Annotated in this window: 27 protein-coding genes and 3 tRNA genes; 28 read left to right on the top strand and 2 right to left on the bottom strand. The window is 46.6% G+C overall.

All coding sequences use genetic code 11. From position 1 onward, the window contains the following. The first annotated feature begins 3 nt into the window (after positions 1–3). The 16 genes from PEPTYR26121_RS07765 to PEPTYR26121_RS07690 all read left to right on the top strand — a co-directional run bounded on the left by PEPTYR26121_RS07765 (position 4) and on the right by PEPTYR26121_RS07690 (position 8,020). The gene (locus tag PEPTYR26121_RS07765; RefSeq protein WP_180500785.1) at positions 4–1,308 is read left to right on the top strand and encodes a D-alanyl-D-alanine carboxypeptidase family protein; all 1,305 of its coding nucleotides are present in this window, start codon (positions 4–6) and stop codon (positions 1,306–1,308) included. A 35-nt stretch (positions 1,309–1,343) separates the two neighbouring features. Further along, a tRNA-Arg gene (locus PEPTYR26121_RS07760) sits at positions 1,344–1,420 on the top strand. Between the two features lie 121 nt (positions 1,421–1,541). After that, positions 1,542–1,718: a hypothetical protein gene (locus PEPTYR26121_RS07755; protein ID WP_180500783.1), complete on the top strand. Its 177-nt coding sequence runs from the start codon at positions 1,542–1,544 to the stop codon at positions 1,716–1,718. 34 nt (positions 1,719–1,752) lie between these two features. Continuing rightward, the gene (locus PEPTYR26121_RS07750) at positions 1,753–1,947 is read left to right on the top strand and encodes a hypothetical protein (protein WP_180500781.1); all 195 of its coding nucleotides are present in this window, start codon (positions 1,753–1,755) and stop codon (positions 1,945–1,947) included. A gap of 10 nt (positions 1,948–1,957) precedes the next feature. Further along, complete coding sequence (locus PEPTYR26121_RS07745) at positions 1,958–2,179, top strand: hypothetical protein (protein WP_180500780.1); 222 nt, start codon at positions 1,958–1,960, stop codon at positions 2,177–2,179. 115 nt (positions 2,180–2,294) lie between these two features. Beyond that, positions 2,295–2,777: a hypothetical protein gene (locus tag PEPTYR26121_RS07740; protein WP_180500778.1), complete on the top strand. Its 483-nt coding sequence runs from the start codon at positions 2,295–2,297 to the stop codon at positions 2,775–2,777. Positions 2,778–2,982: 205 nt separating this feature from the next. Next, complete coding sequence (locus PEPTYR26121_RS07735; protein ID WP_180500776.1) at positions 2,983–3,159, top strand: hypothetical protein; 177 nt, start codon at positions 2,983–2,985, stop codon at positions 3,157–3,159. A gap of 34 nt (positions 3,160–3,193) precedes the next feature. Then, complete coding sequence (locus PEPTYR26121_RS07730; RefSeq protein ID WP_180500775.1) at positions 3,194–3,388, top strand: hypothetical protein; 195 nt, start codon at positions 3,194–3,196, stop codon at positions 3,386–3,388. A 10-nt stretch (positions 3,389–3,398) separates the two neighbouring features. Continuing rightward, positions 3,399–3,626, top strand: a complete 228-nt coding sequence (locus PEPTYR26121_RS07725; protein ID WP_180500773.1) for a hypothetical protein — start codon at positions 3,399–3,401, stop codon at positions 3,624–3,626. Between the two features lies 1 nt (position 3,627). After that, complete coding sequence (locus PEPTYR26121_RS07720; protein WP_180500771.1) at positions 3,628–3,861, top strand: hypothetical protein; 234 nt, start codon at positions 3,628–3,630, stop codon at positions 3,859–3,861. 174 nt (positions 3,862–4,035) lie between these two features. Continuing rightward, positions 4,036–4,112: transfer RNA gene (locus tag PEPTYR26121_RS07715), tRNA-Pro, on the top strand. A 21-nt stretch (positions 4,113–4,133) separates the two neighbouring features. Further along, positions 4,134–4,210, top strand: a tRNA-Pro gene (locus PEPTYR26121_RS07710). 164 nt (positions 4,211–4,374) lie between these two features. Further along, positions 4,375–5,352, top strand: coding sequence for a phosphate acetyltransferase (gene pta / locus PEPTYR26121_RS07705; protein ID WP_180500770.1), 978 nt, complete (start codon positions 4,375–4,377; stop codon positions 5,350–5,352). A gap of 60 nt (positions 5,353–5,412) precedes the next feature. Further along, the gene (gene larE, locus PEPTYR26121_RS07700; protein WP_246285926.1) at positions 5,413–6,219 is read left to right on the top strand and encodes an ATP-dependent sacrificial sulfur transferase LarE; all 807 of its coding nucleotides are present in this window, start codon (positions 5,413–5,415) and stop codon (positions 6,217–6,219) included. Continuing rightward, positions 6,216–7,445 carry a nickel pincer cofactor biosynthesis protein LarC gene (larC, locus tag PEPTYR26121_RS07695; RefSeq protein ID WP_180500766.1) on the top strand — a complete coding sequence of 410 codons (1,230 nt, stop codon included), beginning with the start codon at positions 6,216–6,218 and terminating at the stop codon, positions 7,443–7,445. Before larE ends, larC begins: the two co-directional genes overlap by 4 nt. Next, on the top strand, positions 7,442–8,020 hold the full coding sequence (locus PEPTYR26121_RS07690; RefSeq protein ID WP_180500764.1) for a ribonuclease H1 domain-containing protein: 579 nt from the start codon (positions 7,442–7,444) through the stop codon (positions 8,018–8,020). The genes larC and PEPTYR26121_RS07690 overlap by 4 nt, the downstream gene beginning before the upstream one ends. Here the strand turns inward: PEPTYR26121_RS07690 and PEPTYR26121_RS07685 are convergent. Continuing rightward, positions 8,017–8,439 (bottom strand): deoxycytidylate deaminase, encoded by a 423-nt coding sequence (locus PEPTYR26121_RS07685; protein ID WP_180500763.1) that lies wholly within the window; start codon positions 8,437–8,439, stop codon positions 8,017–8,019. The genes PEPTYR26121_RS07690 and PEPTYR26121_RS07685 overlap by 4 nt on opposite strands. Before the next feature lie 71 nt (positions 8,440–8,510). On the opposite strand from PEPTYR26121_RS07685, the gene mscL reads away from it, so the two are divergent. The 12 genes from mscL to PEPTYR26121_RS07625 all read left to right on the top strand — a co-directional run bounded on the left by mscL (position 8,511) and on the right by PEPTYR26121_RS07625 (position 21,736). Then, positions 8,511–8,963 (top strand): large conductance mechanosensitive channel protein MscL, encoded by a 453-nt coding sequence (gene mscL, locus PEPTYR26121_RS07680; RefSeq protein ID WP_180500761.1) that lies wholly within the window; start codon positions 8,511–8,513, stop codon positions 8,961–8,963. Then, on the top strand, positions 8,964–10,079 hold the full coding sequence (locus tag PEPTYR26121_RS07675; RefSeq protein WP_180500759.1) for a patatin-like phospholipase family protein: 1,116 nt from the start codon (positions 8,964–8,966) through the stop codon (positions 10,077–10,079). Further along, positions 10,072–10,701 (top strand): NUDIX hydrolase, encoded by a 630-nt coding sequence (locus tag PEPTYR26121_RS07670; RefSeq protein WP_180500757.1) that lies wholly within the window; start codon positions 10,072–10,074, stop codon positions 10,699–10,701. Before PEPTYR26121_RS07675 ends, PEPTYR26121_RS07670 begins: the two co-directional genes overlap by 8 nt. Before the next feature lie 135 nt (positions 10,702–10,836). Next, complete coding sequence (locus PEPTYR26121_RS07665) at positions 10,837–11,799, top strand: resuscitation-promoting factor (protein ID WP_180500755.1); 963 nt, start codon at positions 10,837–10,839, stop codon at positions 11,797–11,799. A 152-nt stretch (positions 11,800–11,951) separates the two neighbouring features. Next, positions 11,952–12,671 carry a YdjY domain-containing protein gene (locus tag PEPTYR26121_RS07660; RefSeq protein WP_180500754.1) on the top strand — a complete coding sequence of 240 codons (720 nt, stop codon included), beginning with the start codon at positions 11,952–11,954 and terminating at the stop codon, positions 12,669–12,671. A 183-nt stretch (positions 12,672–12,854) separates the two neighbouring features. After that, positions 12,855–14,834: an S-layer homology domain-containing protein gene (locus PEPTYR26121_RS07655; RefSeq protein ID WP_180500752.1), complete on the top strand. Its 1,980-nt coding sequence runs from the start codon at positions 12,855–12,857 to the stop codon at positions 14,832–14,834. A gap of 133 nt (positions 14,835–14,967) precedes the next feature. Next, a complete protein-coding gene (locus PEPTYR26121_RS07650) occupies positions 14,968–15,552 on the top strand; it encodes a TetR/AcrR family transcriptional regulator (RefSeq protein ID WP_180500751.1) in 585 nt (194 codons plus the stop codon). A 60-nt stretch (positions 15,553–15,612) separates the two neighbouring features. Further along, positions 15,613–17,370 carry an ABC transporter ATP-binding protein gene (locus tag PEPTYR26121_RS07645; RefSeq protein WP_180500749.1) on the top strand — a complete coding sequence of 586 codons (1,758 nt, stop codon included), beginning with the start codon at positions 15,613–15,615 and terminating at the stop codon, positions 17,368–17,370. Next, the gene (locus PEPTYR26121_RS07640; RefSeq protein ID WP_180500747.1) at positions 17,354–19,072 is read left to right on the top strand and encodes an ABC transporter ATP-binding protein; all 1,719 of its coding nucleotides are present in this window, start codon (positions 17,354–17,356) and stop codon (positions 19,070–19,072) included. Before PEPTYR26121_RS07645 ends, PEPTYR26121_RS07640 begins: the two co-directional genes overlap by 17 nt. Before the next feature lie 8 nt (positions 19,073–19,080). Continuing rightward, a complete protein-coding gene (locus PEPTYR26121_RS07635) occupies positions 19,081–19,662 on the top strand; it encodes an MptD family putative ECF transporter S component (protein WP_180500745.1) in 582 nt (193 codons plus the stop codon). Next, positions 19,662–20,351: an energy-coupling factor transporter transmembrane component T gene (locus tag PEPTYR26121_RS07630; protein WP_180500743.1), complete on the top strand. Its 690-nt coding sequence runs from the start codon at positions 19,662–19,664 to the stop codon at positions 20,349–20,351. Before PEPTYR26121_RS07635 ends, PEPTYR26121_RS07630 begins: the two co-directional genes overlap by 1 nt. Continuing rightward, positions 20,339–21,736 carry an ABC transporter ATP-binding protein gene (locus tag PEPTYR26121_RS07625; protein ID WP_180500742.1) on the top strand — a complete coding sequence of 466 codons (1,398 nt, stop codon included), beginning with the start codon at positions 20,339–20,341 and terminating at the stop codon, positions 21,734–21,736. Before PEPTYR26121_RS07630 ends, PEPTYR26121_RS07625 begins: the two co-directional genes overlap by 13 nt. A 46-nt stretch (positions 21,737–21,782) precedes the next feature. On the opposite strand, the gene PEPTYR26121_RS07620 is transcribed toward PEPTYR26121_RS07625, so the two are convergent. Continuing rightward, positions 21,783–22,262, bottom strand: a complete 480-nt coding sequence (locus PEPTYR26121_RS07620) for a hypothetical protein (RefSeq protein ID WP_180500740.1) — start codon at positions 22,260–22,262, stop codon at positions 21,783–21,785. Positions 22,263–22,423 lie beyond the last annotated feature (161 nt).

The raw sequence follows: 22,423 nt of genomic DNA, 5'->3' as shown, positions 1-22,423 counted from the left end.
TGGATGAAGTTACTAAAACGAAGTGTGGCCCTTTTTCTTGCGGCCCTCCTCCTTATGGGGGCGGCGCCGCCTGCTGCAAACGGAGCGGAAAACGCTCCGCCCAAAAAAGTAGAGGAGCCCAGGGATCAAAAAGAAAAAATCCATACGGCGAAGGGCGTCTTGCAAATGAACGCCACGGAGAAAAAAGCATTCGATGAAGCCATGGCGAAACCCGAAACCGCCCTCTTGAAAAGCTATGTCATCGGCGATTACGAGACGGGGAAAATCTATGAAGAACACAATGCCGACGAAGTGGTGGGCCTTGCCTCCACATCGAAACTTATGGCCATGTACTGTATCTACGATGCCATTGATAAAGGTGAAATCGGGATGAAGGATAAGGTCACCATCGGCCACGACGCCGCCTCCATGCACGGCAGTACTTACAAAATGAAAGAAAACGAAGTCTACACGGTAGAAGAACTTATTCACGCCGGCATGATCGTCTCGGGAAACGACGCCATGATTTCCCTGGCCGAGCACATCGCCGGAAGTCAAGAAGCCTTTGTAGCGCGAATGAACGCCAAGGCGAAGGAACTCGGCTTGACCCACGCCCACTTCATCAATTGCCACGGCCTCACCGATTACGCAAAAGACGATTACAATCGAGCGACGGCTCGGGAGATGTTCGAACTTTCCCGCAGACTATTAAAAGATTATCCCATGATCTTACAGGCCACAGCGCGGGAAAAACTGAACGAGCCCCAGAGAGAATACTTGGCCTACAACACCAACCCCCTTATGGGTATTCTCGCTCCTGTTGACGGCTTGAAGACCGGCTACACGGGCATCGCCGGCCGCTGCTTTATCGCCACGGGCGCCCAAATGGGCGATGAGAACACTCGCTTTACCCGCTTTATCGGCGTCTACATGGGGGCGCAAAACGATATGGATCGTTACGCGGCGGCCCTGAAACTTTCAAAGCGCGCACTGGCGTACCGCTCAACCTATCTCTGTAAAAAAGACGAAGAGGTAGGCATGCTGGAGTTAAAAGACGCTTCCCCCAATCACTCGCCGGTCTACGCCGGAAAGGAACTCCTCTACTTGAAGAAGGAGGGGGAAGAGGTAAAGCGCTACGTGGATTTCTACGACATAACCGTGCCCCATTCCAGAAAAGAGCCGGTGGGCCGCGTGCGCTACGAATCGGGCGGGAAAGAAATCGGACGGGCCGATGTTTTCGTCAAAGAAGATATTAAACATCCCAATCCCATCCTAAAATACAAAGACCTGATGGCGGCCGTGTTCCGCTCCATGGAACGGGCCGCTTGACACCACAGCGGACTATTGCTAAAATGGATCGGTATGAACCCGTAGTTCAGCTGGATAGAACGTTGCCCTCCGAAGGCAAAGATCGTTGGTTCGAATCCAATCGGGTTCGCCATATGAAAAGGACCGAGAGCGAAAAGCCTCGGTCCTTTTTTGTTACTTAAATGTTATAGTTTGCCCCATCAATTGGCTCGCCTCGTTGTGCTATGATATGAGCAAAGGAGCAAGGGGGCTCCATGAAAAAGATCATGCACAAGGGGATCGTCGGCGTAATTGAAGATGAAAAAATCGAAGGCGATTATTGCGGTCGTTTGCTGATAAATGGTGTAGCTTGTTTTTATGGTAAAACGGAAGATGAATTGATTGAGGACTTTAAAGAAGTAGTTGAATTTTACCTTGAAAATTCTGATTAAGAAAAAGCTAATGGGTTAGAGAATAGGAGATTCTATGAAATTGCTAAAATATAAAAATCTTTCGGGTTCGTATACGTTTGATTCCAGAGATAATGTTTTTATTGGTGAGATTTTAGATATAGACGGCTATTTTCCTTTTTTCGGCGATACAGAAGAAGAAGCAATTCAAGACTTTGAGGAAGTTTGTGAGTGTTATTTAGATTATATGGCATCGAGTGTAAAGGGTTAGAGGAGATTTTATGAAATTGTTGATTCGCGAAGGCGTTGTGGGCTCTTTAAAATTTTCAACAGTTGATAAAGTTTTTTACGGAAAAATTCAAGGTGTAAAAGGTGTTTTTTCCTATCACGGAGAAACAGAGAATGAAGCAATAGAAGCTTTTCGTACCAGTGTAAGCGACTATAAGGACTATTGCTTGAGCAGGCAAATTAAGCCAATGGACATTGCAGTTTTAAATGTTTAACGGTGGTATTGTTCATGACTAAACACATTCTTTGTAATTTTTTAGCTATTTTTATATAATCGTATACTAATAACTAGTGGGAAGCGTCAGCAAGATAAAAGACAGGAGTCCTTATATGATGACTAAACATAAACTATTTCGATTCCGGATTTTGATCTTTTGCCTCTTAATTTTTGCTTGCTTATTTTCCGTTTTTATATGGCCAAAAACAGATATGGCTAAAAACAGATATTATCAGACAACCTATCCTTTTTTTGCTCTTCCTAAGGGATTCCATGAAGAAGTGATTTTCAGGACAGAAGGCTGGGAACCTACCGGATTTAGCCTTCTTCATTACGAAAGAGAGGAAGTAAAACACTGGACCCCAGAGCATTTGGATTCCAAGGTTCAGCCCATCTCTCCTGAAGAATTTATAACTCAAGTAGTGGAAACTCCTTTTCTTAGAGACCATAAGGAAAAAATTCAACCTATTCTTGGTCCTCAAATAGAAAAAGATCCCCATCCCCGCTGCTACAAATACCAAAAAGGTGGAGATATTTATTTCCTTTACGTTCCTAGCAATGAAAATACCCTTTATTTGCTATACGAAGTCATGTAAACTTTCCTCTACTGTCCATTGTGTTTCAAACTTCAGCTACCTATAGAACGACCCTAGCATTGCTTTTTGCACTGACCCCCAAAAGTTGGACTTAATCGGGTAAGCCTTTCGCTTGCTCGATTTTGATTGTCGCTTAAAAGTTTAGATTTCGACATGAATTGGCTCGCCTCGTTGTGCTATGATATGAGCAAGAAAAGGAGGCTCCATGAAAAAGATCATGCACAAGGGGATCGTCGGTATAATTGAAGACGAAAAAATCGAAGGCGATTATTGTGGTCATTTGCTAATAAATGGTGTTGCTTGTTTTTATGGTAAAACGGAAGATGAATTGATTGAGGACTTTAAAGAAGTAGTTGAATTTTACCTTGAAAATTCTGATTAAGAAAAAGCTATGGATTAGACGAATAGGAGATTCTATGAAACTGCTAAAATATAAAAATCTTTCGGGTTCGTATACGTTTGATTCCAGAGATAATGTTTATATCGGTAAGATTTTAGGTATTGAAGGATTTTTTTCTTTTTTTGGAGACACGGAAGAGGAAGCGATTCAAGATTTTAGAGAGGCTTGTAAGTGCTATTTAGAATATTCGGAACCAAGTGTGAAGGATTAGGTGTAATATTATGAAAGTATTACAACACAAGGGTATTGCTGGAGTCGTAAAAGAAAAAAGAATTCAAGGAAAAATTTCTGGATATTTACTTGTTGATGGTGGATTTGCATTTTACGGTGATACAGTCGAAGAAATGACTGAAGATTTTAAGGGAGCAGTTGAAGCTTATTTCGAAGCTTGTGATATAAGAGGGGTAGAACCTGAGTTAGTAAAAGTCTTGGATGAAAAAAAGGTGTAGCATGAAATTAATGAAATACAAGGAATATATCGGTAGTATTGAGTATAGCGAAGTAGATAAAATGTATTTCGGAGAAATTCAAGGAATTGACTCCATCGTGTGTTACGGTGGCGAAACAATCGACGAATTGGAAGAGATTTTTTGCGAAGCTGTGGATGAATTTATAGAAGATTACGAGAAGAATAATATTGAACCGCCGGTATCTTATAAAGAGTTGACGGCTGCTTCGAACTAAGGGCTCATCGTAAAAGAAATTTCAATTTTAATGATGTTAACCATTGACTGAATTAGGTTTCAATCGATTTTCAATAGAGAAACTCTATACTGATTATGTTTGAAGTGAAGCTTTCCATAAATAGGGCTTGTAAAATTTCTGTTTAAGCTTTATAATGTACTTTGTTAGAGGTTACGGGGTGTGGCGCAGTTTGGTAGCGCACATGGTTTGGGACCATGGGGTCGAAGGTTCAAATCCTTTCACCCCGACCATAATTAAACCGTAATCGATAGCGGGGTGTGGCGCAGTTTGGTAGCGCGCATGCTTCGGGAGCATGAGGTCGAAGGTTCAAATCCTTTCACTCCGACCAAAGAAATCTGTCCTGTAAGGGCAGATTTTTTTATGCCCTTTTTTATTTGACAAGATTTTACCGATTTTGTCACCATGGGATCAATGTGGTATATTTAATGTAACTGTGGATCTTACTTCATGGAATCGATTTTAAAATGTACAACGAGGAGAAAGGAATTCAATATGGATTTTATTCAAGAAATGAGTGAACGCCTTAAAGGTAATCAAATGAAAATCGTCTTCCCCGAAGGCAGCGATGCGCGCGTTCTTTGGGCAGCGGTAGAACACGCTAAAGACGGTTTGATTAAACCTATCGTTATCGGCGAAAAGTCGGCTATTGAAGAAGTGGCTAAAAAAGAAGGCTTGGATCTTCAAGGCTTAGACATCGTAGAGCCGGGCAAATACGAGCACGAAGAAGAGCTCGTTGAAAAATTTGTCGAACGTCGCAAGGGCAAAATCGACGAAGCCGGTGCTAAGGAAAAACTTAAAGAAGCTAACTACTTGGGCACCATGATGGTCTACGCAGGCTATGCCGACGGTATGGTTTCCGGTGCTGAACACACCACCGGCGAAACCGTTCTTCCCGCACTTCAAATCATCAAGACCAAACCGGGCATCAGCCGCGTATCCGGTCTGTTTATTCTAATTCGCGAAGACGAACGTTACTTCATGGCGGACTGCGCTATCAATACTTCCATGGATACGCAAACCATGGCGGAAGTTGCCGTAGCTACCCATGTATCGGCTAAGCAATTCGGCGTGGATCCGAAGATCGCCATGCTCTCTTTCTCCACCAAGGGTTCCGCTAAGAGCGACACGGTGACCATGGTAGCCGATGCGACTCAAATGGTTAAAGACGAACACCCCGAAATTAAAATCGACGGTGAATTACAATTCGACGCCGCTTTCGTTCCCGAAGTGGGCAAGAAAAAAGCACCGGATTCCGACGTGGCAGGCCAAGCCAACTCCTTTATTTTCCCCAGTTTGGAAGCAGGCAATATCGGCTACAAGATCGCCCAACGTCTCGGCGGCTTCGAAGCCATCGGCCCGATCCTTCAAGGTCTCAATATGCCGGTAAACGACCTTTCCCGCGGTTGCAACAAGGAAGAGGTTTATCAACTTGCCATTATTACGGCAGTACAAGCTTATTTAGCTGACTAATCTAAAACGGAAAATGGCCCGAGAGGGTCATTTTTTATATAAGGAGTTACCTTGACTAAAATGGATATGTTTGAAAAACTGAGAGGGATCATCGAGCCTTACGGTTCCGTCGCCATCGCCTATTCCGGCGGCGTGGACTCGTCTTTTTTAATGGCCGCCGCCACGGAAATTTTAGGCGCCGAAAATGTTCTCGGCATTTATGTAGAAAATGACCTTCATCCGAAGCGGGAGAAATTCGACGCCTATGTGATGGCGGAAATGCTCGGCTGGAAGGTTAAGGTCATTTCCGTGGGCCTGGACAGCGATCCCCGCATCGCCGAAAACACGAAAGACCGCTGCTATTATTGTAAGCGAGCGGCGTTTGAGACGATTCTCGATTACGCCAAGGAGAAGGGTTTTTCGACGGTAATGGACGGCACGAATTGCGACGATCTCGGGGAGTATCGCCCGGGGCTCAAAGCGCTGGAAGAGCTTAAGATCGTAAGCCCCTTGAAGGAAGCGGGATTCGGGAAAGAGGATGTGCGGAAGGTTTCCAAGGCCCGCTATGACCTTCCCACATGGAATAAGCCGTCCAATTCCTGTTTGGCGACGCGTATTCCCTACGGCACGCCTCTGACGCACGAGAACCTGGCCATTGTGGAAAAGGGCGAAGTGTTTCTCCATCAGTTGGGTTATCTGGTCTGCCGCATGCGCCTTCACGGCAATCTGGCGCGGATCGAACTCCCCGTGGAGGACTTTGCAAAATTTATGTCCCTTCACAGAGAGACCGTAAGCGATTATTTTAAAGAGCTGGGCGTTCTCTATACCACACTCGATGTACTGGGCTTTCGATCGGGCTCTCAGGATGAGAGTTTGGAGATAAAATGAGGGCGCTCTATATCGATCCCTTCAGCGGCATCAGCGGCAATATGTTTATCGGCGCCATGCTGGACGGGGGCTATAAGATCGAACCTTTTTTAAAGGGGCTCCATCCCCTGGGGATTCATCCCGAAGATGTGATCGTGGAAAAGCGCGATAAGGCCGGTATTTCCGCCACTTACTTCAATTTGATAGGGGAAGAGGACAAGCTTTCCGAAGCCGACGGTGTTCACGAGCATGTACACGACCATTCACATGATCACGTTCATGAACATGATCACCACCATTCTCATCATCATCGTGATTTAAAAGCGGTTCACACTCTTATCGATCGATGTGATTTCTCCGAAGAAGTAAAATCCCTCGCCAAGGCCATTTATCGCCCCCTGGCCGAAGCTGAGGCGAGAGTACACGGAAAAGATCCGGACACCGTTCACTTCCACGAGGTCGGGGAACTGGATTCCGTCGTCGACGTTTTAGGGGCGGCTTATTTTACGATTGCAGCCGATGTAGAGGCGATTTATGTAGGCGCCGTCAATCCGGGAGGCGGCACGGTGCACTGCGCCCACGGGGAATATCCGGTGCCCGCTCCTGCCACGGCTTATCTTTTAGCCTCCCTCGATGCGCCCTTAGGAGGGCCGAAGGCGGATGTGGAGCTCACCACGCCTACGGGTGCCGCCATATTAAAAGGCATCGGGGCAAACTACATGGCCCGCCCGGAAGGACGCGTAATCAAAGTGTCCTACGGCGCCGGAACGAGAGAGGGCGTGGTGCCCAATGTGCTCCGCATTTTTTTCCTGGAAACGGAAGAGGAAACGGCCCCCGTATGGTACAGTTGTAATTTAGACGACATGACCGGGGAAGCCCTGGGCTTTTGTATGGAACGACTTTTTGAAGCCGGAGCGCGGGATGTGAGCTTTACGCCGATCTTCATGAAGAAAAATCGACCGGGCTACCGCCTGGACGTATTGACCGACGGGGAAAAGAGCTCCGCTATTTGCGACGTGCTCTTTTCCCACACGACCACATTGGGGATTAAGAAGATTCCCGTGGAAAAGATCGAGCTGCCGAGAAGAACTGAAGAGACGGAAACGAAGCTCGGGACTGTTCGCACGAAAATCGGCCGATGGAACGATATGGAAAAGGTGAGCCCGGAATACGAGGATTTGCGGAAGATCGCCTTAGAGCGCGCCCTTCCCCTCGAGACGGTGCGCCGCGAATGGGAGAGACGATGAGTAAATTTTACGCCGTGCGGGCCGGCAAGACGCCCGGTATTTATACGGATTGGGAGAGTTGCAAAATGCAAGTTCACGGCTTTAAAGGCGCAATTTATAAATCCTTTAAGCGCCGTGAAGATGCGGAGGCTTTTATGGGGCAGTCGCAAGAGGAAGAATCCCCCGAAGGCCTTATCGCCTATGTGGACGGATCCTATCGCCACGAGGATAAGAGCTACAGCTATGGCGTGGTCCTTTACGATGAGGGCGAGGTGATCTGGGAAGACAGTCGCCGCTTTCAGGGAGAGATGGCCAGTATGCGCAATGTGGCCGGGGAGATTTTAGGCGCCCGGGTGGCCATGGAGCGGGCCCTGGAGACGGGACACGATACCCTCGTCCTCCACTACGACTACGCCGGCATCGAGCACTGGGCCAAGGGAGAGTGGAAGTGCAATAAAAAAGGAACCATAGACTATAAAGCGTTCTATGATTCCATAAAAGATCGACTAAAGGTCCACTTTGTAAAAGTAGAGGCCCATACCGGCGTGGAAGGTAACGAGCGGGCGGATACTCTGGCGAAGGAAGCGGAGTTCTAGTCATATTTTCGAACAGGTATATTGTTCTTCTCAAATAGCTCTACGGCGTATTCGTCGACACGATAATCGTCTTTATAGATGATTTCGCAAATTCCCGCCTGAATAAGTGCTTTTGTGCAGTTTAAGCAGGGGAAATGGGTAACATAACAAATAGTTCCCTTTGTGGGGATTCCCTCTTTTGCGCAATATAATATCGCATTCATTTCCGCGTGAATGGTGGCGATGCAGTGGCCGTCGCGCATGGTGTGGCCCACGTCGTCGCAATGGGGGTTTCCCGAAACCGAGCCGTTATAGCCTGTGGAGACGATCCGGTGATCCCGGTTGACGAGCACGCAGCCTACCATTGCTCGGTCGCAAGTGGAACGACTGGCAACCATTTCTGTAATTTTCATAAAGTAACTATCCCAAGATTTTCTCAAAGCACACCTCCATAGGATAAGTATAGCACGAGAAGAAAGGGATCAAAAGAAAGGAAGTAACGGTAAGTAAGATGAAAAAGACACTAAGTGAATTTAAAGATTTTATTGCCCAAGGCAATGTTCTCGACATGGCCGTCGGTGTTATCATCGGTGGGGCCTTCGGAAAAATCGTGACCTCTCTCGTCAACGATATTTTAATGCCTTTAATCGGTTTGGCCCTCGGCGGCATCGACCTTACAAAGATGTATCTGGCTTTAGACGGCAAGACCTACGCTAATCCCGTAGAAGCGGCGGAAAGCGGTGCGCCGATATTGGCTTATGGCAATTTTATTCAAAATATTATCGATTTTCTCATTATCGCCTTCGTCATCTTTATGGTGATTAAACAAATCGCCAAAGTAAAGAGCCGCTTTGTTCACGAAGAGGTGGCAGCTCCCACTACGAAGAACTGCCCCTACTGCTTCGAAGAAATTCACATCGATGCTACCCGTTGCCCCCACTGTACGGCAGAACTGGACAAATAAATGGCTTACGGTTTAGTGCTTGAAGGCGGAGGCGCCAAGGGGAGCTATCAGCTCGGCGCCTATATGGCCGTTCAAGAAAAAAAGCCCGACATTCGAATGGTTGTCGGCACATCTATGGGCGCCTTAAACGGCGCCTTTATTGTTCAGGGAAATACCGACGAGCTGGCGAAAATCTGGTCGAGGATTTCCTTCGGAAACGGCGGCGAACTGGCCTCGGCTCTTATGGAAGTAAAAAGGGGTTTGGATCCCGTAAGCTTTGCCAAGACGGCGCGAGCGGTGCGCCGAGTGGACATCGAACCTTTAAAGGAATTGATCCATCGCCACATCGATGAAGAAGCTATTCGGAACAGCTCGATGGATTACGGCCTCGTAGTCTACAGTATGAGCGAGGCGAAGACGAAATTTTTGTATCTTGATGATATTCCCAAGGGGCGGCTCCCCAATTATATTTTGGCGAGCTGCTGCTATCCCATCTTCGCGCCGGTAAAAATCGACGGCAAACTTTACGTCGACGGCGGCATAGGAAACAATCTGCCCTATGAAATGGTCGTAGCCAAAGGGCTGGATCCCATTATTTTAAGGACCAATCCTCCAAAAGGGGAAGTCTTTCCCGAAAGAAGCATTGTCATCGGACCGACCCGCCCCATTGCCGAAACTATGCACTTCGATCCGGAACTTGCTCCTCAAAGAATGCAGCTGGGCTATCGCCATGGCCGCAGGATACTCGGAGGGTACGACGGCATGGATTACACCTTCTTCCCCTTCGGCGAACGAGAAGCTCTAAAACGTCTCGACGATTTGTTCTTCGCCGCTACGGAAGATTTCCGCTATTTGGTAGAAGAGAAAGGTTCGCCGGAGCGGGGGATTCACGAAAATCTATGGCCGAAACTGGCGGTGGCTCTGTCTCTCGGAGAGAAATACAGCTATAAAGACCTCCTTCTGGGGCTTGTGGAAGCCCGCGCCGATCAGCTCCATATGGACCGAGACAAGATCTACACTCTCGACGGCTTAATGGAGGAGATGGGGAATAAGCAGGATGTGCGCCCGCCGGTGGAATCCATGCTCGAGCGCGTGCTCTATTTATTGTTTAGTAGAAAGAGGTTGGCCATTGAATAGGGAAAAAATAAAAAAGATACTGGACGATCACGTGCCGGAGCCCTTGGGCGTAGATCATCGCTTTGCCGTTTTGTGTGCCCTTATGGATGTGGACGGGGAAACTCACGTGCTCTTTGAAAAGCGCTCACTCCTTCTGAAAAACCACACGGGGGAAGTCTCTCTCCCCGGCGGACGCATCGAAGAGGGGGAGACGCCGAGAGAGGCAGCCTTTCGAGAGACCATCGAGGAGCTTCGCATCGATCCGAAACATTTGAAGATTCTCGGGGAAGGGAACTATCTCATGGCCCGAAACAATCGGGCGGTTCACGTCTTTATCGGCACCATCGAGGGCATCGACGTGAAAGATATCTCTCCGGAACCGGGGGAAGTGGCCTATGTGTTTACCGTGCCTCTTTCGGTCTTCCTCGATACGGAGCCTGAGGAACACGTCATCGAATTTAAAAAAGATGTAGACGAAGGCTTCCCCTACGATTTAATTCCCCAAACGACGGTGGCGCCTTTTCGCAATATAAAAGATCGCATCTTCTTTTATACGGAAGCGAAGGAAAAAGAACAAATCGTGTGGGGCATGACGGCGAAAATTATGCGCGGTGTGGCGGAACTTTTACGAACTGCAGATTAATTACAAAATAATGACAAACTCATCGGTTTTATTGCGATGGAAACAACTCATTGGTACAATAGCCCAGTGAATGTTAGAAAGGTTACATTCTGTAACCTTTTTTATTGCCATGAATCTCAAAGGAGTTTGACATAGATGAAAAAGACCCTGGCCCTTTCGGCACTGGCCCTAAGTTTAATTATCCCCTCTTCCGTTGAGGCGAAGACGCTGTCCATCGAAACGGCGGGCAAAGCGCCCGTAACCGTTGAATCCGAAGGCAAGACCGTCGGCGAAGTTATTGTGGAAAAGAGAATCGACATCCCCGGAGGCTACGTTCCCTTCCCCAGCGCCTCGGAAGCCGTACCGGAAGACGGCATCGTCCGCATCGAACAGGGCATGACCGTCCACGTAAAAGACGGCGAAAAGGAATATCTGCGCTCCGTAAAAAGCGATCGCGTGAAAGATATTTTAAAAGAACTTAAGATCACCCTCGGGAAAAACGACACGGTCACGCCCCCTTTAAACGGCCGCATCGGCAAAGGAGAAATCCTCCGCATCAATCGTGAAAAAGAAGAGACGGTAGTACGTCAAAAGCAAATGGACTTTGAAACCGTTACGCGAGAAAACCCCAATCTCTACGAGGGTACGCAAAAAGTCGTGCAAGAAGGCGTAAAGGGCGTGGTAGAAGAGACCCGTCTCGTCACAACCGTTAACGGAGAAGAACGGGGAAGCATCGTGATAGGCTCTCGAATCCTCACGGAAAGCCGAGATAAAATAGTGGAAGTGGGTACGAAGAAGCCCGAAAATATGATTCACGGCAAAAAATATAAGAAGAAGATCGTCATGCGGGGAACGGCATATGATCCCAGCGCCGGCAAGTGGACGGCGTCGGGCACACGGGCGAGAGTAGGCGCTGTGGCCGTAGACCCTCGCGTCATTCCTCTCGGTACCAAGCTTTACATCGAAAGTGCCGACGATTTCCCTACTTACGGGTTTGCCGTAGCGGAAGATACGGGCGGCGCCATCAAGGGCAATCGCATCGATTTATTTTATAATTCCAGAAGCCAAGCCTTGCGCTTCGGCAGACGGAATGTCGTCGTCTACATTCTTGAAGATTAAGGATTCGCCGGGAAACCGGCGTTTTTTTATTGGGATTTATAGAAAAAGGCAATAGTGATCGGGATCATATTTATATTTCAATTTGAAGAACGAGTAAAACAGGTTTAAGATTAGTTTAGAAGTATGTAAAGAATCATAGAAAGAAGGATTTCATGAAAAAAACTTGGATCGCTACATTAGCCCTTTGCCTGGCTCTCGGCCTTACAGCTTGCGGACCGAAAGCGGAAGGCAACAATGCTCCGGCAGAAGAAAACAAAGTAGAGAATGCACAAGCGGCAAATAACGCAGCGCAAACTGAAGAAGCTACTGAAGATGCCTCCGTTCCCACGAAAGAAAACCCCATGGTCGTGGATAAGGAAAATAATACTGTTAAGATTTATGCGGAAGTCAACGAAAAATACAAAGACGAATCTACTATGCACATGATTGTCGCAAGAGACGGAAAAGAATCGAATCACGCTATGTTTATTTCCGACGCTAAGGCGCTCGAATTTCACGATGCTTTGGAATCTCTAGGTCTAAAAGCCGGCAACAATATGACGAAAGACAATATGGGTAAGGCCCAAGTGGAAGGCGATGCCTTGGATGTGTCCTTCCAATTTGATGGAAACGACAAAATCTTCACCGTCGATGAAGTAGTAGCCGACTCTTCCGGCCAGCCCATCGACATTCGCTTCGGCGGAAACTATGAATTCCAAGAAAGTGCCGGAACAGGTTGCATCTCCTGCTTACTTTCCTGCCCTGCAGGCATCACCTCGAACCACACCCATAAAATCGGCGACGATGAAAAAGAAAACTTCACACTTATGCTCAATAAAGACAATGTACCCGCTGATAAAACTCCGGTAATCATTACCTTTGCAGCAAAATAAAAAGCGACTGTTCTGCATGAACCCCAAAAGTTGGATAACAAATCCAATCTTTTGGGGTTTTTAAATGCTTGAGAGACTTCGGCCCGGTGGCCTTCTTATTGAAGAAAATTTATAAATGATAACTATTGTCAAATGTGAAAAGGGCCGCTATAATGATAATTAATATTAATAAGGAGGTTTTTTATGAATAAAAAACTAAAGTATTTACCGGCAGTAGCTGCGGCCTTCGCCATCGGCTTTGCACTGAACGGCGGCGCACACGCTGAAAGCTTCAAAGATATGCCGAAGGAGAATCACTGGTCTTACAAGCCTGTACGTTTTTGCTTAGAGAAGAATTACCTAAAGGGAATGGACGCAGTACATATTGCACCTAATGCGTCCCTTACCCGAGGCCAAATGGCGGCGATTATGAATCGCGTCAAGGGAACGAGCGAAAAAGCCGATATCAGCGCTTTTAAAGATGTAAAAGTGCAGGATTGGTTTTACGATGATATTGCAAAAGCCGTAAAGGCGGGATTTATTTCCGGCCGCTCCGCAAGTGAAATGGCGCCCAATGCCAAGATCACCCGGGAAGAAGCCTTTACGATTCTCGCCCGCGTCCTCGGAGAAAAGGAAGCGAAGCAACATCTGGACGGTTTTAAAGACGGAAAAGAGGTAGCCCCTTGGGCTGCGAAGGGCGTTAACTTTTTAGTGGATCAAAAAATTGTAAACGGTGACAACGGCAGCCTTCGTCCGAAAGACGGCATTACCCGTGCGGAATTCGCTCAAATCGTCTTCCAAGCTTTCGGAAAGGAAGAAGCGCCTCAAGTGCAAGAGGGCGTGCTTTTCGGCGATGCCAATGTGGATCAGCAACAATATCCCGCCATCGCACCCTTTATTCACCCGCCCTTTTACAATGTGCGCGTGAAAGTAACCGTGGACAAAGAGGGCAAGATTCAGTCGGTAGAAGACGATCAGACGGTTGAAAAGGGCTTAGCTCCCGGCATGAAGAAAGAATTCTTCGACAAGAAGAACGCCCCTTACTTCAACCAATTAAAAGAGCAGAATTTCTACGATAAAGTGAAAGGCCTCGATCGTGCAGGCGTCGCAGCTTTAAAAGTAAATCACGGAGAAGTAGATTCCTTAACCGGCGCCACGGAAACGGGCAAGGCTTTTAAACAGGCAATTTTAAACGCATACGATAAAAAAGAAGGGAAGAAATTCCTCGGTGAAAAAGAAACCCTCGTGGCGGAAAAACCCATGGTCACGAAAGAAGGGGTTACCGTTCACTTTAAAAACAATTTGCCGAAAGATTTTAAGGTAAAATTAGTGAGTGTCAACGCGGGCATTTACAATGGCGAAAATATCATCGACAGCTCCAAGATTCAATGGAAAGCGGCAAAAGACGGCTTCGATCTTACGATCGCAGGGGATTTAAAAGCCGGAAAATACATGGTAAATATTATGGACGAAAGCGGAAAATACCGCTCCCCGGACTTCGAAAGCGGTCACGGAAGCCCGCGTAAATATCCCTTCTTCGTTATTGAAAAGGGCGCGAAATTAGCCTATAAAGATGGCAAGCTCACTATTTCCGACAATGATTACGCCAACTTCCAACAAAATATCGAAGAGATCGTCGTGACGCCCCTAAAGGGTAACGAACCCATTAAAGATAAGGCCATGGATATCGAACCTGTAGGCCACCACGGAACAAAAGGGGATTATCAAAAGAACCCCATGTTCTTAAGAGACGGCAGCATCAGCGAAGCCGTTACCTTCGGCCGCAAGAAAAACCCCGTCTTTACAAAAGGCATGACTTACAAAATCGAAGTGGAAACCTATGGCTACGGCACATTGGAATTCATCTATACCGCTAAAGAAGGCATAAAAGAGGCGGAAGGTAAAAAAGACGGAAACTACACGGGCAAAGCACCGGTGGGAAGCTTCGGCTACGATTTCGTCGCCGATGTGACGGTAAAAGACGGAAAGATTACCGCCATAAAAGACAACACAAAGGCGGATGGAGAAAGCGCTAAGCGCCATCAAACATATATCGACGCTAAGATGCTGGATAAATTCTTAGGCAAAGACGCTAAAGAAGTTAGAGCGATGGCGGACACCGTAAGCGGCGCCACCGTTACGGCGAAGGCGGCACAGGAAGCGATTTTAAACGCATTGAAATAAGATAAGGAAAGCGGCTCGAAGGAGCTGCTTTTTTTGTGGGGAAAAGCGCGGAAAAAGATTGACGAAAAATGAAAATCGTTGTACATTATTATTACCGACGGAACCGTAGGTAACAGAAATAGGAGGAGAGGTTATGGTCAAAAAGCGTTTAAGTCCGGAGGCGCGAAAGAAAGAAATTTTAGCTGCGACGGCAAAACTCATAACGGAAAAAGGCTACAGCCACGTCACCATGGAGGATGTTGTAGAGGCGACGGGGCTTTCCAAAGGCGGCCTGTACCATTACTACAAAAGCGTCGACGACATTCTCTACGATTTAATGGTAGAGGGCATTCGCTACCGGAACGACATAATCAAGGGCGCCATGGCAAGCTATGACGGCTCGATCGATCGTGAATTTGTGGCGGAGAGCATCGTAGAGAAAATGCTCGACGACAACCCCTATATGCCGGTGTACGTGCAGTTTTTACTCGCCAAACGTCGCAATGAAAAATTGGAAAAGCTGTTTTTAAAATTGAAGGAGCAAACCTTGGAAGAATTAAACGCATTATTGTTTTCCGAAGGTGACGTGCAGATGAATGAGGACATGCTCGATTTGCTCACGGATTTCATCAACACGGTGATCCTCGGCAGTGAACTGTTAGGTGCGCGGGAAAATTTTAAAAAGCATCGCCAACTTCTTCTCGCTGCCACCCAAAACATACTTAAATCGACAGTCTAAGTCGGTTTAAGTTTTTTTACAAGATGTTGTGATAATTATTATCATGAAGAAGGAGGTCTTATGGCCATTTATAAAAAAATATTCGCATATGTACCCGAGGCGAAGGGTTACGGTTACTTATCTCTGCTTTTATCCGTTGCAAGCGCCGCAGGTCTCGTGGCGGGCTATTATTTCGTCTACTGCGTCATGGTGGCGTTGATTCAAGAAGGCAACGTCGCCCACGCCATGGCGCTCTCTATTCGCGCCATGATAACCTTAACGGCGGGCAGCGTGCTTTATTTTGCATCGGGCATCGCATCCCATAAATTAGGATTTCACGTGGAAACCAATCTTCGCAAAAAAGGCATCGACGGCGTAACAAAAGCCAGTTTCCGCTTTTTCGATCTCAATCCCAGCGGCGTCGTTCGCAAAACCATCGACGACAACGCCGGGTTAACTCACCAATCGGTGGCACACATGATTCCCGATTTAGGGCAAGCTTTCGTCGTACCCATTCTAAGTTTGATCTTAGGTTTTTACGTGAGCATTCGTTTGGGCATTGTCCTCGTCGTCCTTATCGTCATCGGCGGTTTGCTCTTTAAATCCATGATGGGCGGGGAAACGAAATTTATGCAAATTTACCAAGACGCCTTAAAACGCATGAGTGCCGAAACGGTGGAATACATTCGGGGCATTCAAGTTGTCAAAATTTTCGGCGCCGACGTTCAATCCTTTAAAGCACTTCACGACGCCATTCACGATTACGCAAAATACGCCTATGCTTATTCCAAATCCTGCAAATTGCTTTACACGGCGATTCAATGGCTCCTAATCGGCGTCATCGCCATCGTCATGGTTCCCCTGTCATTATACTTACACCGGGTAGGCGATATGCGTTCTTTCTACGTGGAACTGATCATGCTCCTCTTTATTTCGGGGGTCACCTTTTCATCCCTCATGCGGATCATGTATTCCAGCATGTATATTTTTAACGCCAACTACGCCCTCTCCAATTTAGAAAAAATGTACGACGACATGCTGAAAGATAAAATCGCTTTCGGAACGAAGGAAACTTTTGACGGAGAGGACATCGCCTTTTCTCACGTGGATTTCGGCTACGGAGATAAGCTCGTCTTTAAGGATTTCAACCTGAACCTGGACGGGGGTAAAACCTACGCCCTCATCGGCGCGTCGGGATCGGGGAAATCAACCCTCGCCAAATTGCTTTCTGGATTTTATAAAATCGACGGCGGCGACATTTTAATCGGCGGAATACCTTTATCCGAGTATTCGGAAAAAGCTGTGGCGGAAAACATCGCCTTTATTTTCCAAGATCCGAAACTCTTTAACGGCTCCATATTCGACAACATCGCCGTCGCCAAAAAGGGTGCCACGGAAGACGAGGTGTTGAAGGCACTGAAAGACGCCGCTTCGATGGATATTATCGAAAATCTTCCCGACGGCATACACACTTTAATCGGCGCCAAAGGCGTGTACCTTTCCGGCGGAGAAAAACAACGAATCGCCATTGCCCGCGCCATGTTGAAAGACGCGAAAATCGTGGTAATGGACGAAGCCAGCGCCGCCATCGACGCCGACAACGAGTATAAACTGCAGACATCCTTTAAAAAGCTTATGGAAGGCAAAACCGTCATCATGATCGCCCACCGCTTGACGAGCGTGCGAAACGTAGATGAAATCCTCGTCATGGACAAGGGGAAAGTTGTGGAGCGGGGAAGCCACGACGTGCTGATGGCGAAAGACGGCTACTACAAGCGGGAACTTTTGCAGTACAACACGGCAAATGATTGGAGGATCAACGATGAAAGAGCACTTTAAAAAGAAATTCCATGTAACCGAAGAAGGAGCACGGGGATTGGTGCGTGCCGTGTGGGCGAGCTTTATCGTCAACGTCATCGCTATGTTTCCCGTCATGATTCTTATGCTGCTGGGTCAGCAGATTTTAGAAGGCACATTCCATTCGCAAACACTTTATTTCGCGCTATCTCTTGGCATTTGCGTGATCTTATTCATTGCCCTTCTCGTCGAATACGAGCGCATGTATAACGCTACCTACAAAGAATCGGCGAACTTGCGAGAAAATTTGGGGAAAACTTTGGCGAAATTGCCCCTGGCCTTTTTCTCAAAACGCAATTTAAGCGATTTGGCACAATCCATTATGTCCGATGTAGAAGCTATCGAACACGCCATGAGCCACGCCATTCCTAAGATTTACGGGCTCTACCTCTTTATTCCCATTCTCGGCGTCATGCTGTTGATAGGGAATGTCAAGCTGGGCCTTGCGGTCATTCTTCCCATGACGCTGCGCCTCTTAATCCTCGTCGCTTTTAAAGGAGAGGGCATTAAGAGTAATAAAAAATTCTTCGATCAGCTGCGGGCCAATACGGAAGATTTTCAAGAGGCTATCGAACTCCATCAGGAAATCCGGAGCTACCATTTAACGGATGACGTTCAAAAGGATCTTTACACCAAAATGGACGAAAGCGAAAAGATCCAGATGAAGACCGAAGGCTTAGCTATAGTCGTTATGGCCCTGTCGAATTTATTTTCCTTTATCAGTCTCGGGATCGTCCTTTACGTCGGCGTCGGGCTTCTAGCCAAAGGGGAAGTGAGCTTACTTTATGTCGTAGGCTACGTCCTCGCCGCCATGAAGCTTAAAGATTTAATTGATCTTTCCAGCGAAACGGCTCTGGAAATTCGCCACATTACCCCTCGCGTCGAAAATATAGCCTCTATTCAAGATGCGCCCCTTCAAAAGGGAAAAGACGTGGATCTTCGGCGCGTAAGCATTGATGTAGAAGATGTTCACTTTGGCTACGGCGAAAAGAACGTGTTGGAGGGTGTGAACTTCACCGCTCGCCAAGGGGACGTTACCGCCCTCGTCGGGCCCAGCGGTTGCGGCAAGAGTACCCTCTTAAAACTCATGAGCCGCCTTTACGATTACGATTCTGGCGCCATTCGCATCGGCGACTACGACATTCAAAATGTTTCCACCGACTCCCTCTTTAAAAAGACATCCATCGTTTTCCAAGACGTGATGCTCTTTAATACGAGCGTCATGGAAAATATTCGCATCGGACGTTTGGATGCCACCGACGAGGAAGTAAAAGAAGCGGCGCGTATGGCCAATTGTATGGATTTCATCGACGAAATGCCCGAAGGATTCCATACGGCCATCGGGGAAAACGGACAGGAACTTTCCGGCGGTCAACGGCAACGGCTCTCCATTGCCCGCGCGTTCTTAAAAGATGCGCCTATTTTAATTCTCGACGAAATTACATCCAGCTTGGATGTGGAAAATGAACGGATCATTCAACAATCCCTGAACCACTTGATTCAAAATAAGACGGTGGTCATTATTTCTCACCGCTTAAAGAGCGTGGAAAAAGCGGATAAAATCGTCGTCTTAAACAAGGGAAAAGTCGAAGGGGAAGGCAAACATGACGAACTGCTGAAAACCTCGCCGACCTACCGAAACCTTATAGAAAAATCTGAAATGGCGGAAGCCTTTGTATATTAGGAGGAAGTATGAAGAATGAAAAATTAAAGGTCAAAGATCTCGTTACCATCGGGATCTTTGCCGTTATCTATTTTATTGTAATGTTCGGCGTCGGCATGATCGGCATGGTCCCTATTTTATTTTTAATCTATCCGACCATTCTCGGCATCGTTAGCGGCGTCATCGTTATGTTGTTTATGGCGAAAGAACAAAAACCCTGGGCGCTTTTTATCTTCGGAATGCTGACGCCCCTGGGAATGTTTGTCATGGGGCATACTTACGTGGTGCCTGTACACGCATTGGTGGTAATGTTGGTCGCCGAATTTATTCGCCGAGGCGGAAATTATCGTTCCTTTAAACATAACGCCATCGCCTTTGGTATTTTTAACATGTGGATTTGCGGTTCCCTCATGCAAATGCTCTTAGTAAAGGAAAAATACATGGAAATGTGTGCCATGATGGGATCGGATTATGTTCAAGCTCTTGAAAAACTTATCACCTACCCCCATATGGCCATCGTCTATGCAGGAGCTTTTATCGGCGGCATCGTCGGCGCATGGATCGGCCGCGCCATGCTTAAAAAACACTTCATTAAGGCGGGCATTGCATAATGAATGGAACGCCAAGTGTTTCATTTAATCCAAATCCCATTACGAAATTCATTGTTACCATGCTCGTAAGCTTTACCGTATTACATCCCATTGGACTTTTTGCCTGGGGTGTTATGGTGTGGATCGGTTTGTTTTTTTGGTTGAGAGGATTAAAAAAAGAAGCATTGCAAGGTTTTTTGGCTTTCGCTCTTCTTTATTTTCTGCCGAATTTTGAAGGTGCCATGGCCCTTCCCGGATTTTTAAAAATGTTTGTCGCCCTTTTAGTCGTGGTTAAAATGTTTTATTTGCCCTTTATGGCGGGGAAATATCTGATTCAAACATCTGACGTAGGCGATATTATAACCTCTATGGATACTGTTCATGTGCCACGAACCATTACCATCCCCGTCGCCGTCATGTTTCGTTTTTTTCCTTCCTTTAAGGAAGAACATCATCACATTAAGCAGGCGATGAAAATACGAGGGATTACGTGGAAAAATCCTTTGCGCTACGGGGAATATGTAAGCGTTCCGTTGCTCATTTTATCGTCGACTATTGCCGATGACATTGCCATGGCGGCGGAAACACGGGGAATCGGCATTGAGGGAGAGAAAACGCGCTTTCGGGAAGTAAAACGCGGTGTCGTCGACATCGTGTATTTTCTCGGCGTGTTCGGCTTTGTATTGGGAGGCTGGTTATGCTTGAGATAAAACATTTATCCCTAACGTACGGCGAGGCCGAAAAAAGCTTACACGACATTACATTTTCTGTGGCGGATGGCGAATGCGTTTTGCTCACGGGAAAAAGCGGATCCGGTAAATCTTCCATTATACGCGCCATCAACGGTATCGCCTCTTCTTACGACGGGGCATCTCTCGAAGGGGAGATCCTTATTGACGGTTGTGCAGTTGAAAAAATGAGCATGGCCGATCTGTCCCAAATGATAGCCAGTGTGTTTCAAAATCCAAAGACTCATTTTTTCAATGTGGATACGACCTTGGAACTCGTTTTTTATTTGGAGAACATAGGCCTTAGTCGCGAAAAAATGAAGGAGCGATTGGAGAAAATGCTCGCTCTTTTCCATATCGAGCATTTAATGGATCGTGATATTTTCAAATTATCAGGCGGTGAAAAACAAGTGTTGAGCATCGCCGCGGCTTATATAAGCGGTGCGCCCATTATTCTCCTCGACGAACCGTCATCAAATTTAGATGAAAAGACGACCCGAACCTTACACGATATGCTTTATTTGCTAAAACGAGAAGGCATTACATTAGTGATTGCCGAACATCGGCTTTATTACCTTATGGATCTCGTGGACAGAGTATATCTTATGGAGGAGGGAAAGCTGAAAACAACTTTTAACAAAAGTGCGTTTTTGAATCTTCCCGAAAAAGCGTTGTATGCCCAAGGGTTACGCTCGACACGCCCTGTAGAATTGAAGAAAAAATCAGGGAATTGTAACGGATCAGATCTCAAAATTCATTGTTTACAGCACTTTTTTGAGGGATCGGCGAAGGGGTTTTCCGTAGAAGATATTGGCCTTGCAAAAGGAAAGGTTTACGGCATCGTCGGAACCAATGGTTGTGGAAAATCCACGTTCCTCAGAAGCCTTCTCGGCATCGAAAAAAGTACGAAAGACGTTATCGATTTTAAAAGTGTAAAGATGCCAAAGCGTAAACGACTGGCACATTCCGCATTGGTTATGCAGGATGTAAATCATCAACTTTTTAGCGATACTGTGGCGGGGGAAGTCGTGCTTGGGCAAAAAACGATCGACGAGGAAAAGCGTGAACATATATTGGATCGCTTAAACCTTTTGGATAAGAAGGAGCGCCATCCCATGAGTTTGTCCGGCGGCGAAAAGCAAAGGGTCGCCATCGCTTCGGTTTTATTAAGTGATCGGGAAATTATCGGCTTTGACGAGCCGACAAGTGGAATGGATTACGAAAACATGGTAAGTATTTCGGGACTTACGCGGTCGTTGGCAAAGGATGGAAGAATTTTAATCGTCGTTTCCCATGATACGGAATTTTTAAATCGTACGGCGGATGAGATTATCGACATGCGTTCTTTCGGAATTCAAAAGAACTGAACTAAAAAAGCAGGTTGACTTTAGGGTCAGCCTGCTTTTTCTATTCTTATTGCATTTTAGCCTTAACGGCGTCGTTGGCCATGTCCTTCGGCAAGAGGTAGGCGGAGGGGGCGTCTTTATAAAAAATATAATAAAATTCGCCGTCCCCGTCCATCACGTAGCGAATATCTTCGTAGGCAAAGTCGATATCGCCGTCGTGAATGCTCTTCTCGTCCATGCTTGCATGGTGATCGCCGATGGGAAGGTCTTTTTTCATCTTCTGAATAAGCTGTTTGAGTTTTTTCTTCATGGTACGGTTAAAGAAAAACTGATAGATAAAAGGCCATAGTACGAGAACGAGCCCCAGGGGCAAAAGACCCTTCAACTCTTTTCCCGTAGCGTAATAAAATATGGCGATGGCGATAAACACGAGAATAGGCAGTGCCATTTGAATGTACATGGTGCGTTTCGCCGTAGGGTTTTCTTTAAACATGTGCCATTGATAGTTGAAATAATCTTCTTCTGTAATCGTGAATTTTTTCTTCATAGTGCCTCCTTCTTTGATTGTACTGAACTTGAGAGGCGGAAACAAGAAGAATAAAAGTCAAAAATAGACAAGTGTCTTTTACGGTGATAGACTGTTTTTAAATAGAAAGAGCATAGGAGAAATACTGTAAAATAGGGTATGGATCTAAAAATATATGAGGA

It is taken from the genome of Aedoeadaptatus nemausensis, assembly GCF_903819165.1.
GTDB classification, from domain to species: Bacteria; Bacillota; Clostridia; order Tissierellales; family Peptoniphilaceae; genus Aedoeadaptatus; species Aedoeadaptatus nemausensis.
Note: the sequence above shows the minus strand (reverse complement) of the source record. Positions and strands in the feature narration are given on the sequence as shown.

Excerpts from the sequence above, each read along its gene's own strand:
- PEPTYR26121_RS07635 (WP_180500745.1), top strand. The coding sequence starts at position 19,081 with ATGAAGAATGAAAAATTAAAGGTCAAAGATCTCGTTACCATCGGGATC.
- mscL (WP_180500761.1), top strand. The coding sequence starts at position 8,511 with ATGAAAAAGACACTAAGTGAATTTAAAGATTTTATTGCCCAAGGCAAT.
- PEPTYR26121_RS07690 (WP_180500764.1), top strand. The coding sequence starts at position 7,442 with ATGAGTAAATTTTACGCCGTGCGGGCCGGCAAGACGCCCGGTATTTAT.
- PEPTYR26121_RS07640 (WP_180500747.1), top strand. The coding sequence starts at position 17,354 with ATGAAAGAGCACTTTAAAAAGAAATTCCATGTAACCGAAGAAGGAGCA.
- PEPTYR26121_RS07725 (WP_180500773.1), top strand. The coding sequence starts at position 3,399 with ATGAAAGTATTACAACACAAGGGTATTGCTGGAGTCGTAAAAGAAAAA.
- PEPTYR26121_RS07735 (WP_180500776.1), top strand. The coding sequence starts at position 2,983 with ATGAAAAAGATCATGCACAAGGGGATCGTCGGTATAATTGAAGACGAA.
- PEPTYR26121_RS07650 (WP_180500751.1), top strand. The coding sequence starts at position 14,968 with ATGGTCAAAAAGCGTTTAAGTCCGGAGGCGCGAAAGAAAGAAATTTTA.
- PEPTYR26121_RS07675 (WP_180500759.1), top strand. The coding sequence starts at position 8,964 with ATGGCTTACGGTTTAGTGCTTGAAGGCGGAGGCGCCAAGGGGAGCTAT.
- PEPTYR26121_RS07745 (WP_180500780.1), top strand. The coding sequence starts at position 1,958 with ATGAAATTGTTGATTCGCGAAGGCGTTGTGGGCTCTTTAAAATTTTCA.
- PEPTYR26121_RS07620 (WP_180500740.1), bottom strand. The coding sequence starts at position 22,262 with ATGAAGAAAAAATTCACGATTACAGAAGAAGATTATTTCAACTATCAA.
- PEPTYR26121_RS07720 (WP_180500771.1), top strand. The coding sequence starts at position 3,628 with ATGAAATTAATGAAATACAAGGAATATATCGGTAGTATTGAGTATAGC.
- PEPTYR26121_RS07740 (WP_180500778.1), top strand. The coding sequence starts at position 2,295 with ATGATGACTAAACATAAACTATTTCGATTCCGGATTTTGATCTTTTGC.
- PEPTYR26121_RS07660 (WP_180500754.1), top strand. The coding sequence starts at position 11,952 with ATGAAAAAAACTTGGATCGCTACATTAGCCCTTTGCCTGGCTCTCGGC.
- pta (WP_180500770.1), top strand. The coding sequence starts at position 4,375 with ATGGATTTTATTCAAGAAATGAGTGAACGCCTTAAAGGTAATCAAATG.
- PEPTYR26121_RS07625 (WP_180500742.1), top strand. The coding sequence starts at position 20,339 with ATGCTTGAGATAAAACATTTATCCCTAACGTACGGCGAGGCCGAAAAA.
- PEPTYR26121_RS07755 (WP_180500783.1), top strand. The coding sequence starts at position 1,542 with ATGAAAAAGATCATGCACAAGGGGATCGTCGGCGTAATTGAAGATGAA.
- larE (WP_246285926.1), top strand. The coding sequence starts at position 5,413 with ATGGATATGTTTGAAAAACTGAGAGGGATCATCGAGCCTTACGGTTCC.
- PEPTYR26121_RS07750 (WP_180500781.1), top strand. The coding sequence starts at position 1,753 with ATGAAATTGCTAAAATATAAAAATCTTTCGGGTTCGTATACGTTTGAT.
- PEPTYR26121_RS07665 (WP_180500755.1), top strand. The coding sequence starts at position 10,837 with ATGAAAAAGACCCTGGCCCTTTCGGCACTGGCCCTAAGTTTAATTATC.
- PEPTYR26121_RS07730 (WP_180500775.1), top strand. The coding sequence starts at position 3,194 with ATGAAACTGCTAAAATATAAAAATCTTTCGGGTTCGTATACGTTTGAT.
- PEPTYR26121_RS07655 (WP_180500752.1), top strand. The coding sequence starts at position 12,855 with ATGAATAAAAAACTAAAGTATTTACCGGCAGTAGCTGCGGCCTTCGCC.
- larC (WP_180500766.1), top strand. The coding sequence starts at position 6,216 with ATGAGGGCGCTCTATATCGATCCCTTCAGCGGCATCAGCGGCAATATG.
- PEPTYR26121_RS07630 (WP_180500743.1), top strand. The coding sequence starts at position 19,662 with ATGAATGGAACGCCAAGTGTTTCATTTAATCCAAATCCCATTACGAAA.
- PEPTYR26121_RS07765 (WP_180500785.1), top strand. The coding sequence starts at position 4 with ATGAAGTTACTAAAACGAAGTGTGGCCCTTTTTCTTGCGGCCCTCCTC.
- PEPTYR26121_RS07645 (WP_180500749.1), top strand. The coding sequence starts at position 15,613 with ATGGCCATTTATAAAAAAATATTCGCATATGTACCCGAGGCGAAGGGT.